Origin of the sequence: Glaciimonas sp. PCH181, from assembly GCF_003056055.1 — a bacterium.
Lineage (GTDB): Bacteria > Pseudomonadota > Gammaproteobacteria > Burkholderiales > Burkholderiaceae_D > Glaciimonas.
Window position 1 is genome coordinate 1307816 of record NZ_PYFP01000002.1, and the last position, 14990, is coordinate 1322805.

Below are 14990 nucleotides of genomic sequence, written 5' to 3' on the forward strand. Positions count from 1 at the left end.
TCAGAAAATAAAGAAATAAGTTTCCACGTGGAAATATTTAGAATTTTCTTATACACCTTCAGTACGACGCAGACGTGGTTTTGCAGCAGAATTTAAGGTTTTAGGCAGGTTTTAGATAGAAGGAAGCAAACGACCGAGGGATTTTCAGCCCCAGTCTGAACTAATACAATTCAGCTTCAAAGCCGTAATCGCGCTCAACTTTTGCGATGCGGGTTTTATAGTGTGAATACCAATCGCTACGGCCCTGCGCTTGTGCCATTAAATGATCGGCATTGATTTTCCAGGCGCGGATTGCCTCTAGCGAAGCCCAGTAGGATACCGTTATGCCCACCGCTTCACGGGCGGATTCCATGCCGAGATAGCCCGGTTGCTGCTGTGCCAGCGCCTCCATCTGATCCGACATCGCGCCGTAACCATGGTCGCCTTCAGTCCTGAGAGAAGTAAATATAACGGCGTAATACGGTGGCGCGGGCGTGGCAGCAATCATCGGGAATCTCTATAAATAAGTAGGACGTTCGAATGCCTAAAAAGCTGGCAGGTAAAGCTGCAAATCGTATCAATGCGTCTGAAAGCGATAAACCTTATCGCCATCCAGCCGTCGCACCAGCACTCCGTCAAACCACAATTTATGCAAATGCGCTAAGGCCTCACCCAGCGCAAACGTCATTTGATGCGGGTCCAGAGCACGCGGAAACATAATCGGTACGATATCGCTGGCTGATTGAGGCACGCGGCAAGCCTCGACGACTTCTGCCAGCCGGTCTCGATGATGGTCGTTCAACTGATCGATACGCGTATGCAGGCCGCGGAAAGGCTTGCCGTGCGATGGCAACACCAGTGTGGTCTTAGGCAGATCACGATATTTCTCCAGCGAATCAAGGTATTGCTGCACCGGATTCGATTCCGGTTCGATGGCGAATACCGACACATTGGTGGAAATCCGTGGCAACACCATATCACCCGAAATCAGCACGTCCAGATCGGCGCAATACAGCGCCACATGCTCTGGCGCGTGCCCAAAACCTGTAATAACCCGCCATTTATGCGCGCCAATGACGACTTGTTGCTGATCGTGCAAGCGGTGATAAGCGTGCGGAACGTTCGGCACCAGCGTCGGATAATAAGACTTGCGCTGAGATACTTTGGCGATGACTTCGGGGTCGCTCATGCCGTGCGCCTGAAAATGCGGCAACATCGCGCTGCCATCGGCACCCGGCAGCGCTGCTGACATCGTTCTGGCGGAGAGATATTCGCCAGTGCTCATCCACAACGGCACTTGCCAGCGCGCGCAAAGCCAATCCGCCAGACCAACGTGGTCGGGATGACAATGCGTGACCAATACCCGCAAGATCGGCAAGCCCTGCAATTGCGTCGCAAAAATACTTTCCCAGCCTGCCCGGGTAACGTCGTCTGAAATACCGCAATCGACGATAGTCCAGCCCTTCTGCACGCCGTTTTCGGTTTCTATACTATCTTCCAGCAACCATAAATTGATATGGTTCAGTGCAAACGGCAGGACCATCCGCAGCCATCGCACGCCGGGCGCGACCTCAAAAGTATGGCCGATCTCGGGCAGAGTATCGGCAAATGCGTAGTCAAGCTGCGCTTCGAGAAGATTCATTTGAGGGGTCCTTAAGGCTGTCCATGCGCATAGCAAAGCGCTTAACGTAGAGTGGCAGGGAGGGTGAGATTGGAAACATTGGCAATCAATAAGTTACGACCAGATTTGCCATAGATAATGGTGCCACTTGCTACGGAAGTTGAGATTTCCTGCGATTTTGCCACGAAAGATGAGATTTTGTGAGCGTCTCACCATTTTGGGCAACCAATTGCGGCCTATCTGGAGGGCCACGCAATCTCTATCTAGCCAAATTCAGGACTTTGGAAAACCTCGTAACCAGTAGTATAAGTGAACTATTTAAGCCCAGAGCTCAGCGCAAACTGCCAGCCATGAATAATTTGTTAAGAAAAATTGATTTAACCTCGCTGCGGTTATTCGTCGCCGTTTGCCAGGAGCGCAATATTGCCAGAGCAGCCGAGCGCGAATTCATTGCGCCGTCAGCGATCAGTCGGCGCATCGCCGAAATTGAGGCCATCATCGGTTTGCCAGTGATTCACCGCGAATCGCGCGGGATTTCAGTCACGCCGGTTGGCGAAACCGTATTGCGACATGCGCAGGCTGTCATCGGCAGTATTGAAGCCATGGGCGCCGAGCTGTCGCAATTCGCCAGCGGAGCCAAGGGTAAAGTGCGGCTGGTGGGCAATCTGTCATCGATCGTGCAATTCCTGCCGGAAGACATCGCCGCCTTCCAGCGCGCGTTTCCCGATGTCGATATCGACCTCGAAGAGCAAACCAGCACCAATGTGATGCGCAGCATCCAGGAACACGCTGCCGACTTGGGTATCTGCAATACCATCGCCGGGGCCGAACAGTTCGAACAACTACCTTACCGTACTGACCATCTGGTCCTGATGGTCCCGCGTAGTCATGCACTGAGCGACGCGACGACGGTCGGGCTGGTCGATATCCTCAACGAAAATTTTGTCAGCCTCGGCGGAGAAAGCGCGCTGACGCAGTTACTGGCGCAGGAAGCGATTAATCTCGATGCCACACTGAATATCAAGATCCGTGTCAGCAGCCTGGATGCGCTCTGCCGCATGGTGCATGTAGGACTCGGCATCGCCGTGGTGCCGCAGCAGATCGGCGAGATGTACATCAGCGCGCTAGACGTCAGGCTAGTGCCGATTCGCGATGCATGGGCGGTACGCCAGCTCATCGTCATCTTCCGGAATCGCGCGCAATTGACGGCGACTGCGGCAGCAATGGTCAACTTTCTGATCAATAAAAAATAAAATTAACCGCCCTGCACGGATTTTCTATCCGCAAGCAGCGTCTTGATTTGAGATGGTAGTCCTCGCAAGTGATCACTTTTAGGCGTACCTCGGCCTTGCTATGATCGACGCATTGCGTAAATTGCATCAAGCGAATCAAGCGCATCCATCATATTCGCTCACTCAGCAGCATTGATGCAATTCCTCAACGTCGGGCGGTTCTGGTGCTTATGCAGGCCGGCCGCATACCGCCACTCAAACAAGATGCCGAACAATATCATGCCTAAAACGCTCTATGACAAGCTGTGGGACGCCCATGCTTTAGCGACTGAAGAAGACGGTACTACGCTTCTTTACATCGATCGCCACATCATCAATGAAGTCTCCAGCCCGCAAGCTTTTGAAGGACTGGCACTGGCCAGTCGCAGTCCCTGGCGGCCTGCTGCCAATCTGGCGGTAGCCGACCATAACGTCCCGACGACGGACCGTAGTCAAGGCATTGCCGACCCGATTTCGCGATTGCAGGTCGACACGCTGTCTGACAATGCCCGTACCCACGGTTTGACTTACTTCGGCATGTTGGACCTGCGTCAGGGTATCGAGCACGTGGTCGGTCCCGAGCAGGGCGCAACGCTGCCCGGCATGACCGTGGTGTGCGGCGATTCGCATACCTCTACGCATGGCGCTTTGGCCTGTCTGGCGCACGGTATCGGCACTTCTGAGGTGGAACATGTGCTGGTCACACAAACGCTGATGACCCAAAAATCGAAATCGATGCTGATACAGGTTGATGGCGTTTTAGCACCGGGCGCGACCGCCAAGGACATCGTGCTGGCGGTCATTGGCAAGATCGGTACCGCTGGTGGCACCGGATACGCCATCGAATATGCCGGTTCAACCATCCGTGCGCTGTCGATGGAAGGACGCATGACGATCTGTAACATGTCGATCGAAGCGGGCGCACGCGCTGGCATGATCGCCTTTGACGAAATCACGCTCAATTACGTCAAGGGACGTCCACTGGCACCTGAAGGCGAGATGTGGGATCAGGCTCTTGCTTACTGGCGCGGCTTGCATTCGGACCCGGGCGCATGTTTCGACGCGATAGTCACTCTCAACGCCGCAGAAATCCAGCCGCAAGTGACCTGGGGCACTTCTCCGGAAATGGTCGTGCCCATCAATGGCCGCGTGCCCAACCCGCAGCTGGAGATGGATCCTATCAAGCGCGACGGCATGGAAAAGGCGCTCGTCTACATGGGACTGACAGCCAATATGCCGATGACCGATATTCGTCTCGACAAGGTTTTTATCGGTTCCTGCACTAATTCCCGGATTGAGGATTTGCGTGCTGCTGCCGCCGTGGTGCAAGGTCGGCACCGCGCCGCCAACGTGAAGCTGGTGATGGTGGTGCCGGGGTCCGGCTTGGTCAAAGCGCAGGCCGAAAAAGAAGGTCTGGACCAGATTTTTCTGGCCGCCGGTTTCGAATGGCGCGAGCCGGGTTGCTCGATGTGCATGGCGATGAATGCCGACCGACTACAACCGGGCGAGCGTTGCGCTTCGACCTCGAACCGTAATTTTGAGGGCCGTCAGGGCGCGGGTGGGCGCACCCATTTGGTCAGTCCTGCGATGGCTGCCGCTGCTGCTATCGCAGGGCATTTCGTTGACATTCGCACATTGTAAAACCGCGTAAAACCTTGCGCCGTGCGCTAGCTATCGGGATTGATTGCAATCCGTTGTTCAGTCGCGGCGTCTATAAAGATACTTCCATGAAAAAATTCATTCATCACCTCGGATTGGTCGCGCCGTTAGATCGCGTTAATGTGGATACCGACGCCATTATTCCCAAGCAATTTCTGAAATCGATCAAGCGCAGCGGCTTCGGCCCCAATTTGTTCGACGAATGGCGTTATCTGGACCACGGCGAGCCGGGGCAGGATTGCGCGACGCGCCCGCTGAATCCCGATTTCGTATTAAATCAACCGCAATATCGGGACGCTTCAATTTTGTTGGCGCGTCAGAATTTCGGCTGCGGTTCATCGCGGGAACATGCGCCATGGGCGCTGGATCAATACGGCTTTCGGGTCGTGATCGCGCCCAGTTTCGCCGATATTTTTTTCCATAACTGTTTCAAGAACGGCTTGCTGCCTATTGTGCTGAAAGAAGAACAGGTGGAGCAATTGTTTCAGCAAGCGCTTTCAGCAGACGGGTTGCACCTGGAGATAGATCTGGACCAGCAAAAGGTGGCAAGTAATGATGGCAAGCTTAGCTTTGCATTTGACGTCAATCCTTTCCGCAAATACTGTTTGTTGAACGGCTTCGATGATATAGCGCTGACGCTGCGTAAAGCAGATCAGATCAAAACATTCGAGCATACCCATCTGGCCGCACATCCCTGGTTGCTGAAGACCTTCTGAAAATAGCCGAAAGTCATTTTTGACGATCCTCTGGCAGCCGCGACATTTGCATCAACGCTCGTATCAATATGCGCATCAATACGCGGAGAATTGTATGGAAGACGAAATTCGCTTCGGTGGGAGAATTTTATATTTGTCGGCAGACGCTGCGGCGATCAAGGCGCAGCTGAATGGCCGCAATCTCAGTTTGGCCGAGGTAATGCCGCTGCGCGACAATATATCGACCGATGAAATTACGCCGGTGACGGTCATGATGGTCTACGACGAACGGTTGGCGGATGTGCCGTATGTCGGCTTTCGTGCCGGTGACGAAATGCCGATTGGCAGAAACGCCATTAAAGACGGCGGTTTTCAGATCACCGTGGCTGGCAAGCGTTATGGTAAAGGTTCATCGCGAGAATCGAGTCCGCTGGCCGAATTATCGGCGGGTATTAAACTGATCGTCGCCGAAAGTTTCGAAAGAATTTATCAGCAAAATTGCGACAATATCGGCATTCTCACCACCACCGATTTCTCCGTTCTGGATCGCATCGTCGCCGGTGAATCGATACCGATAGAGACGTTTCTGATCGGTCGTGACCAGCTTACGCAAGCGATCATCCGCAGCGGCGGCCTGTTGAATTACAGTAAGTCTGCCACGTGGCCATCGCCGCAGCGGCAAGCACGGGCAACGATGCAAGAGCCGCAACCACAACGGCAGCCCAAAACCCTGATCGAAAAAATCATCGATGCGCATTTGCATCCGGATACGACTAGCGCGACGCGTGGCGAAGGCGTCTTCATTGCGACCGACTGGCGCTTTAGCCATGACTATTTCACCGGCATGTGCGCGCATCTGATGCATCGGGCTTTCGGTAAGCCAGCGCTGTTGCATGAACCGGACCGGATCATCGCCTTTCAGGATCATCTGGTGTTGGCGGCGCAGAGTTTCCCGCACGTGCGCGACCAGTTGCTGGCGGGCGTGGCTAACCTCAGCGCCGGTCACGACAGTTTTGCCAGAGATTATCCAGTGCGCTCGCACGGGCAGTTACCAAACGGTGTCGGGGCCGAGGGCATTTGCCACGCCATGATGGCAGAAACCTACGCGTTGCCCGGTCAGGTAGTGGTCGGGACCGACTCGCATACGCCACATTCCGGCGCGCTCGGCTGTCTGGCGTTCGGCGCCGGTGCGACCGAAATCGCCAATACTTGGATGACTGGCTACGTGCGCTGCAAAGTGCCGGAAACCCTGCGCATCGAAGTTGCGGGCGACTTGCGCCCCGGCGTTACCGCAAAGGACGTGGTACTACATTTGTTGCAGATGGAAACGATACGCGGCGGCGCGGCAATCGGACTGGTATTCGAATACGGCGGTTCGGCAGTGCGCGCAATGCGTATCGACGAACGCGCGACCCTCACTAATATGGTGGCCGAACTGGGCGGGTTTACCGGGATCGTCGAGCCGGACCGCAAGACGGTGGAATTCCTGAAGGAGCGGCGCAACCTCGATTTCGTGTTGCAGGACTGGATGCATAGCGATGCCGATGCCGTCTACCATGACGTCATCCATATCGATGCCACCAGCATAAGCCCAATGCTGGCGCGTCCCGGCGATCCGGGCAACGGCGTCGCCGCCCATGCCCTTGGCGACGCGGTAGCGGTTAATATCGCTTACGGAGGTTCTTGCACTGCCGGTAAGCGCGCCGACTTCGATTTTTATCATGAAGTTTTGCAATGGGGGCTGGCGCACGGCTTATCGGTCGCGTCGCACACGGCGTTATTCCTGCAATTCGGCACCATGGATGTGCGCAGCTATTGTGAAGAACAGGGCTATCTGCCGGTGTTCGAGCAAGCCGGCGTCACCCTCGTGATGCCGGGCTGCGGTTCCTGCGCGAATTGCGGGCCGGGTCAATCGACCAGCGACACCGACGTGACCATCAGCGCCATCAACCGTAATTTTCCGGGGCGTTCCGGTCCCGGCAATGTCTGGCTGGCGAGCCCGTACACGGTGGTGGCCAGCGCTCTGGCGGGGCGTATTACGACGTTCGAACAGTTACAGAAAGAGCACGCACATTAGCTTGCTAAAGCAGCAACGCGGCTGGCACGCTCGCGCAATGGAACAGCGTCCTAAACTGACGCTGACGCAACTCTCGTCAGTAAATATTTGGCAATTCGCGAGATGCGATGCGGTCTTCGTGCGTTATCTATAACGATGCAGATCGCCATCCTTTCATGCACCGCACATACTGAAAACTAGCCAAATAGGGTACTGCGGTAACGCCACCATTTCGTCGGCAGCGTCGCCATCGCCGATGCCGGATTGCTGTCACTCGGAGCAATGGCTGTCCTCATCGCACACACGCACTGACCATACAGTCGCATTGATCGCGGCAACAATCCTACTTTCTGCGGCAATAGTCGCATCGTCTGCGCCACTTTACGGTCAATTTCCGTATTTGGAGATGGTCATTTTCGTTGGGACAGATTAAAATTTGGTTGACGTTAACGTTAACTGCGGATAAGTTACGACATTCTCCTTAAATTCATTTGCCAGTGCTTTATTTCGGTACTTATTGATTATTCAGGGTAGTGTTTCAGTGTTTCGCTTTTGCCCTTAACCGTATTGCACCGTATTGATTATCTGACTATGCCGACCTATACCATCACCGAACTTGCACGCGAATTCGATATAACGCCACGGGCTATCCGGTTTTATGAAGACCAGGGCCTGCTCAGTCCCACGCGCGATGGCGCTGGCGGCCGTAATCGGGTGTATTCAGCGCGTGAGCGTACCCGCTTAAAGCTGACATTGCGCGGTAAACGTTTAGGTTTGACGTTGCTGGAAATCAAAAGTCTGGTCGATATGTACGATTCGCCCAAAGATACCGCGGCTCAGCTTGAGCGTTTTTTAGCAGTGCTGGCAAATCAGCGCGCTTTGCTAGAACAGCAGCGCGAGGATATCGATGCCACGCTGGAAGAGGTGTTGGTGCAAGAAATCGAATGCACAAGATTGTTGAAAACCGATCAATTCAGGAAGACAGAAAGCGTTCCGGATAAGACAACTTAATTGCTATCGAAGCAATCAAGAAATTATCCGGCCACATTACGTAGTTAATGATGCAACTCTGGCGTCGGCGATGCGGCATAAAGCGCACTGCTACGCTACATTGAAGGAGACAAGATGGTCCATTTACCCGGTTTAAGTTTTGATCATGGCGAAGATATCGTCGCCTTGCGAGAAACAATTCAGCAATTTGCCGCCGCAGAAATCGCGCCCCGCGCCGCAGAAATCGATCGTACCGATCAGTTTCCGATGGATTTGTGGAAAAAAATGGGCGATTTAGGTCTGCTCGGGATTACCGCGGACGAAGCCTACGGCGGCATCGGCATGGGCTATCTGGCGCACATCATCGCGCTGGAAGAAATTTCGCGCGCCTCCGCATCGGTCGGTCTTTCCTACGGTGCGCATTCCAATCTCTGCGTTAACCAGATCAGCCGCAACGGTAATGCCGAGCAAAAAGCCAAGTATTTACCGAAATTGATTTCCGGTGATCATATCGGCGCGCTTGCCATGTCCGAGCCAAACGCTGGTTCCGACGTTGTCAGCATGAAATTGCGCGCCGATTTAAAAGGTGACCGCTGGGTGCTGAACGGTACCAAAATGTGGATTACCAATGGCCCTGACGCCGATGTCATGGTGGTCTACGCCAAGACTGATCTAGCCGCCGGTTCACGTGGCATGACCGCATTTCTGGTCGAAAAAAACTTCAAAGGTTTCAGCGTCGCCCAAAAACTCGACAAACTCGGCATGCGCGGTTCGCATACCGGCGAATTGGTGTTTCAGGACTGCGAAGTACCGGTTGAAAACGTCCTCGGCAACGTCGGCAAAGGCGTCAATGTCTTGATGTCGGGCCTGGATTTTGAGCGTACCGTCTTATCCGGCGGACCGCTGGGCATCATGCAAGCGTGTATGGATGTCGTCGTGCCTTATGTGCATGACCGCAAACAGTTCGGACAAGCTATCGGCGAATTCCAGCTGATGCAGGGCAAGCTGGCCGATATGTATTCGACCATGATGGCCTGTAAAGCTTATGTCTACGCCGTCGGGCAGGCTTGCGACCGCGCCAAAACGCCAGAAGCGGTGCGCATGTTGCGCAAAGACGCTGCCGGTGCGATTCTGTATTCCGCTGAAAAAGCCACGTGGATGGCAGGCGAAGCGATTCAGACGCTGGGCGGCAACGGCTACATCAACGAATATCCGGTTGGCCGTCTATGGCGTGATGCAAAATTATATGAAATTGGCGCGGGAACGAGCGAGATCCGTCGTATGCTGATTGGCCGTGAATTGTTTTCTGAGACAGCCTGATAAAACCTGGGACAAATTGCCTCCGTTTCTAAGCAGAGCAGAGGCATTCCGGGGAAATTGCCCGCCGGTTTCCACCCTGTTTATCAGTGTTACTAACCTTAGTTTTAGCGATTTTGCGCCCTCAGCCCAAGTAATCTAACATCTCAGCCATGACCTCTTTGCACATTGAAACCGCCCTATTAGCGCATCCGCAACTATCTGTCGCCCTCGATAAACAGGTGTGGCTCAAAATGGAAAATACCCAGCCTTCCGGGTCTTTTAAACTGCGCGGAATTGGTTTGCTGTGCCAGCGCGCAGTGGCTGGCGGTGCCACGCGTTTGGTTTGTCCCTCGGGCGGCAATGCCGGCTTTGCAGCCGCCTTTGCCGGGGCCGCGTTGGGTGTGCAAACCACCGTTGTCGTGCCGGAAACCACCAGCGCTGCCGTCATCCAGCGTATTCGCAACATCGGCGCAGAGGTAATGATCCGTGGCAGCGCCTGGCATGAGGCAAATCAATACGCTTTGCAACTTTGCCAGGAAGACGGCGTGATCTACATTCCGCCATTCAATCATCCCGATATCTGGGACGGCAACGCCACGCTGATCGACGAAGCTGCAGCGCAAGCCAAAGCACGCAATACAGATTTTGATGTCGTCATTTGCGCCGTCGGCGGTGGTGGTCTGATGTCCGGCATACTGGAAGGCATGCACCGCAACGGCATGCAAGACGTGCCGCTGATTGCTGCAGAAACCGACGGCGCAGCATCGTTGCACGCGGCGGTACAAGCGGATGCATTGGTCTCGTTACCGGCGGTCACCTCGATTGCCACTTCTCTGGGCGCAACCCGCGTCGCCGAAGCCGCATTTGACTGGACCCGCCAGCATCAGGTGCATAGCGTGACTGTCAGCGATGCGCAAGCGATTGAGGCTTGTCTGTCGTTTGCCGATGATATGCGCACGCTGGTTGAACCCGCTTGCGGCGCGGCATTAGCAGTGGCCTACCAAAGTTTGCCCGTATTGGCACCGTTTAAGCGGCCCTTGATCGTTGTCTGCGGCGGTATCGGCGTCAGTCTGGCAGCATTAGCTGGATGGAAAGAAACATTTTCGCTCTGACGCTCAGAGTTCGGCACAAGGAAGGCATACATTCGGTATAAGTTTTCTATGAATTTTCCATGATGATGACGCCAGCATTCCCTAAATTACTTTCGTCCCAAATCGCCTTCGATACGGCGCGGACGATATTGGATGGCTTCGACAAGCATTACCGCTTGTTTCGCGAAGTCAGCCATGCGGCGAAGCGTCATTTTGAATGTGGAGACTGGAAAGCCGCGCAGACCGAAGCGCGCGAACGGATTGCTTTTTACGACACCCGCGTCAGCGAATGCGTGCGGATTCTGGAAGACGAATACGACGAAGTCGATCTCACCGACGCTGTCTGGCGCGAGGTCAAACTGCATTACATCGGCCTGTTGATCGATCACAAGCAACCTGAACTGGCCGAGACGTTTTTTAACTCGGTCTGTTGCAAGATTTTGCATCGCGCCTATTTTCATAATGACTTCATCTTTGTGCGCCCGGCGGTCTCGACTGAATATCTGGATACCGATGAAATGTTGCCCACTTATCGGGTGTATTACCCGGTGCTGGATGGCATGCATGCCACGCTCAAACGCATCCTTACCAATTTTCAGCTGCAACGGCCTTTCGCTAATCTGGACCGCGATGTCACGCTGGCAGAGCAACGTTTTCAGCAGATTTTCAGCGCCACCGCGTTAGAGCCGAATCATCAGATTCAAGTCTTATCGACACTGTTCTATCGCAATAAAGGCGCGTACATGGTCGGCAAGATCATTAACGGCAGCAACGAATATCCGTTCGTGATTCCGATTTTGCATAACCGCAACGGCGATCTGGTGCTGGATGCAGTGCTACTTGAGCGCAAGGTATTGGCCGTGTTGTTCTCGTTTACGCGTGCGTATTTCATGGTCGATATGGAAGTGCCATCTGCCTATGTGCAGTTTTTGCGCTCGCTGATGCCAGAAAAACCGCGGAGTGAAATTTATACGATTCTGGGTTTGCAAAAGCTCGGAAAAGCTCTGTTTTATCGCGATTTTTTACGTCATTTACGCCATTCCTCAGACAATTTTGAAATTGCGCCCGGTATCCGTGGGTTGGTGATGGTGGTGTTTGCGTTGCCATCGTTTCCGTATGTGTTCAAGGTGATCAAAGACTATTTCCCTGCACCGAAAGAAACCACGACCGCGTTGGTTAAAGAAAAATATTTATTGGTAAAAAATCATGACCGAGTAGGCCGCATGGCCGATACGCTGGAATATTCCAGTGTCGCGTTTCCGCGTGGACGCTTTGATGACGAATTGCTGGCCGAATTGAAAAAAGTCGCGCCGTCTGTGGTCGAGGAAGATGGCGACGAAATCGTCATCAAACATCTCTATATCGAGCGCCGCATGGTGCCGTTGAATATCTATCTGAGCAGCGCGCAAAATGATGCCGATCAGGCCGCGATTGAGCACGGCATACTTGAATACGGCAATGCCATCAAAGAACTGGTCGCGGCGAACATTTTTCCCGGCGATATGCTGTACAAGAATTTCGGTGTCACGCGTCACAATCGCGTCGTCTTTTATGACTATGATGAGATTGAATACATTACGGATTGCAATTTCCGCACGATTCCGTTGCCGCGTAATGAAGAGGAGGAAATGTCCGCCGAACCTTGGTATGCGGTCGCTAAAAACGATGTATTTCCAGAGCAATTCGGGACGTTTCTATTGGGCAACCCCAGCGTCAGAAAGTATTTTTTAAAGCATCACGCAGATTTATTGACCCAACAGTACTGGCAGCAACGCAAACAGCACATACTGGAAGGCCATTTCGACGACGTTTTTCCTTACCCACAAGAATGTCGTTTTAAAAATACCCCCAAATCGGCGGTCACCACGCCACCAGATTTTGGGCAAGTTCAAGCTAAGTAAATCTAACCAATCTGACGGCATAAGCCGTCCCCAACTGGAGAAGAAACATGAGTGATTCAATTGTTATCGTCGGCGCAGCGCGTACCCCAATGGGCGCATTTCAAGGTGATTTTGCTTCGCTGAACGCCAGTGATTTGGGCGCAGTGGCGATCAAAGCCGCAGTCGAGCGCGCCGGTCTGACACCGGAACAAGTCGATAGCGTCATGTTCGGTAATGTATTGCAGGCAGGGCAGGGTCAGGCTCCCGCACGTCAGGCGACGATCAAAGCTGGCTTGCCACTGTCGACCAACGCCGCAACGATCTCTAAAGTCTGCGGTTCTGCGATGCAGGCAACCATGTTTGCGCACGATGCATTGCTGGCCGGTTCGGCTGAAGTAGTGGTTGCAGGCGGTATGGAATCGATGACCAACGCGCCGTATCTGGTCCCGAAAGCACGCGGCGGTTATCGCATCGGCCACGGCACGATTCTGGATCATATGATGTTGGATGGTCTTGAAGATGCGTATTCCAGAAGCGAAAATGGCGGCGGTCGCTCGATGGGTACTTTTGGTGAAGAATGCGCGGCTAAATACAATTTCACGCGGGAAGAACAAGATCATTTTGCTGTTAGTTCAGTCAAGCGTGCGCAAGCCGCTGCCGCCGATGGCCTGTTCAAGTGGGAAATCGCGCCAGTCACGGTTACCAGCCGTGCCGGTGAGGTCATCATCGACAAGGATGAAGGCCCGGCCAAAGCAAAAGTCGAAAAAATCCCGACACTGCGCGCAGCTTTCAAAAAGGACGGTACGATCACAGCGGCATCGTCGTCCTCGATCAACGACGGCGCTGCTGCGCTGGTGCTGATGCTTGAATCCACCGCCAAGAAACTCGGCTGCACACCGATTGCCCGCATCGTCGGTCACGCCAGTCATTCACAAGCACCGGATTGGTTCACGACTGCCCCGGTCGGCGCGATTGAAAAACTCTACAAAAAAGTCGGCTGGACTGGCGCTGATGTCGATCTGTTCGAAATCAACGAGGCTTTTGCCGTGGTGCCGATGGCAGCGATGAAAGAGCACAATATTCCGCACGAAAAAATGAACGTCCACGGCGGCGCATGTGCGTTGGGACATCCAATCGGCGCATCCGGTGCGCGCATTATTGTGACATTGCTGGGCGCGCTAAAAGCGACCGGCGGCAAGCGTGGCGTAGCGTCGTTGTGTATCGGCGGCGGTGAAGCTACTGCGATGGCGATTGAGCTGCTGTAAGTGTGTTTTGGCTACGCTGATGACAGCGTAGCCTGTGGCTTTATGAGATTCAGAGTCGCCGCTACTAAGCGTGAATGATGTCTTAAAAAGGGTTTACATGAGCGCTGCAATCGATTTCTATTTTGATTTTTCTTCCCCTTACGGCTATTTTGCCGCTGCTCGTATTGACGAGCTGGCCGGGAAATACGGCCGCGATGTTGAATGGCATCCGATTTTGCTTGGGGCTGTTTTCAAAACCACGGGCTCGGCACCGCTGACAGAACTGCCGATGAAGGGAAAATATTCACTGCATGATTTTGAACGCAGTGCGCGCTATCACGGCATTCCTTACAGCCGTCCGCCAGCGTTTCCGCTGCCTACGCAAGTCGCCGCCCGTGCGATGTTGTGGACCCAAAGCAAACATGGCGCGGATCAATCGATCAAGTTCGCCAAGCTGGTCTATCAGGCGATGTTTGTCGACGGCGTGAATATCGCTGAGCCATTGAATATCATCGATATTGCGCGTAAAAATGGCTTTGACACCGATGGCATGGCAGAAGGCATCAACAGTTTATCGATCAAAAACCAGCTAAAAGCAGAAATCGATCTGGCAATGGCGCGTGGTGTTTTCGGTTCGCCGTTTGTGATCGTTGATGGTGAATCGTTTTGGGGCTTTGACCGTTTTGAGCAAGTCGAAGCAATGTTGAAATTCGGTAAAATTTAAAAGCAGAAAAAGAGTGCAGACCCGAAATAAACCAGTTAACGCAACGATGTGCCCATGCGGTGGCGGTCTGTTTTCAGCATGCTGCGGACGTTTTATCGCACAGCACGCGTTACCGCAAACGGCAGAAGAATTAATGCGTTCGCGTTACACGGCGTACACGTTGCGCGATGACGTTTATCTGCGGGCGACGTGGCATCACAGCACACGACCTGTATCAGAGAATATCGCAGCCGATGATGCCGGAATGAAATGGCTCGGTCTGGACATCCGTAAGCATCAGCCGGGCAGCGAACGTGCCACAGTCGAATTCGTTGCGCGTTACAAAATCGGCGGTCGTGCCGAGCGCTTGCATGAAGTAAGTCAGTTTGTAAGAGAACCGGTGACGACCGGGATCGACCATCAGCAAACGGAAATGCGCTGGTTTTATGTGGATGGTGTTTTTCCAGAAAAATAAAAGATAACTGACATTCATACACGCGGT

General features: G+C 53.6%; 13 protein-coding genes. 11 read left to right on the forward strand and 2 right to left on the reverse strand.

Translation table 11 applies throughout. From position 1 onward, the window contains the following. Positions 1–160 precede the first annotated feature (160 nt). Together C7W93_RS19140 and C7W93_RS19145 are read right to left on the reverse strand one after the other, a co-directional pair. Positions 161–487 (reverse strand): antibiotic biosynthesis monooxygenase, encoded by a 327-nt coding sequence (locus C7W93_RS19140; RefSeq protein ID WP_108441833.1) that lies wholly within the window; start codon positions 485–487, stop codon positions 161–163. Between the two features lie 69 nt (positions 488–556). Further along, a complete protein-coding gene (locus C7W93_RS19145) occupies positions 557–1621 on the reverse strand; it encodes an MBL fold metallo-hydrolase (protein WP_108441834.1) in 1065 nt (354 codons plus the stop codon). Between the two features lie 329 nt (positions 1622–1950). Between C7W93_RS19145 and C7W93_RS19150 the strand changes: the two genes are divergently transcribed. The 11 genes from C7W93_RS19150 (at position 1951) to C7W93_RS19200 (ending at position 14963) form a co-directional block, all read left to right on the forward strand. Beyond that, positions 1951–2853: a LysR family transcriptional regulator gene (locus tag C7W93_RS19150; protein ID WP_108441835.1), complete on the forward strand. Its 903-nt coding sequence runs from the start codon at positions 1951–1953 to the stop codon at positions 2851–2853. Positions 2854–3111: 258 nt separating this feature from the next. Continuing rightward, positions 3112–4512: a 3-isopropylmalate dehydratase large subunit gene (leuC, locus tag C7W93_RS19155; protein WP_108442224.1), complete on the forward strand. Its 1401-nt coding sequence runs from the start codon at positions 3112–3114 to the stop codon at positions 4510–4512. Between the two features lie 86 nt (positions 4513–4598). Further along, entirely contained in the window at positions 4599–5246 is a 648-nt protein-coding gene (gene leuD, locus C7W93_RS19160; RefSeq protein WP_108442225.1) for a 3-isopropylmalate dehydratase small subunit, read from the forward strand. 94 nt (positions 5247–5340) lie between these two features. Next, positions 5341–7302: an aconitase family protein gene (locus C7W93_RS19165; protein ID WP_108441836.1), complete on the forward strand. Its 1962-nt coding sequence runs from the start codon at positions 5341–5343 to the stop codon at positions 7300–7302. Between the two features lie 570 nt (positions 7303–7872). Beyond that, positions 7873–8292 (forward strand): MerR family DNA-binding transcriptional regulator, encoded by a 420-nt coding sequence (locus C7W93_RS19170; RefSeq protein WP_108441837.1) that lies wholly within the window; start codon positions 7873–7875, stop codon positions 8290–8292. 114 nt (positions 8293–8406) lie between these two features. Continuing rightward, complete coding sequence (locus C7W93_RS19175; protein ID WP_108441838.1) at positions 8407–9591, forward strand: isovaleryl-CoA dehydrogenase; 1185 nt, start codon at positions 8407–8409, stop codon at positions 9589–9591. 149 nt (positions 9592–9740) lie between these two features. Beyond that, positions 9741–10682: a pyridoxal-phosphate dependent enzyme gene (locus C7W93_RS19180; RefSeq protein ID WP_108441839.1), complete on the forward strand. Its 942-nt coding sequence runs from the start codon at positions 9741–9743 to the stop codon at positions 10680–10682. A 62-nt stretch (positions 10683–10744) separates the two neighbouring features. Beyond that, positions 10745–12562 carry a bifunctional isocitrate dehydrogenase kinase/phosphatase gene (gene aceK / locus C7W93_RS19185; RefSeq protein ID WP_108442226.1) on the forward strand — a complete coding sequence of 606 codons (1818 nt, stop codon included), beginning with the start codon at positions 10745–10747 and terminating at the stop codon, positions 12560–12562. 47 nt (positions 12563–12609) lie between these two features. Then, positions 12610–13806 carry an acetyl-CoA C-acetyltransferase gene (locus tag C7W93_RS19190; RefSeq protein ID WP_108441840.1) on the forward strand — a complete coding sequence of 399 codons (1197 nt, stop codon included), beginning with the start codon at positions 12610–12612 and terminating at the stop codon, positions 13804–13806. A gap of 97 nt (positions 13807–13903) precedes the next feature. Beyond that, positions 13904–14509 carry a 2-hydroxychromene-2-carboxylate isomerase gene (locus C7W93_RS19195; protein ID WP_108441841.1) on the forward strand — a complete coding sequence of 202 codons (606 nt, stop codon included), beginning with the start codon at positions 13904–13906 and terminating at the stop codon, positions 14507–14509. Positions 14510–14555: 46 nt separating this feature from the next. After that, a complete protein-coding gene (locus C7W93_RS19200) occupies positions 14556–14963 on the forward strand; it encodes a YchJ family protein (protein ID WP_108441842.1) in 408 nt (135 codons plus the stop codon). Positions 14964–14990: the final 27 nt, after the last annotated feature.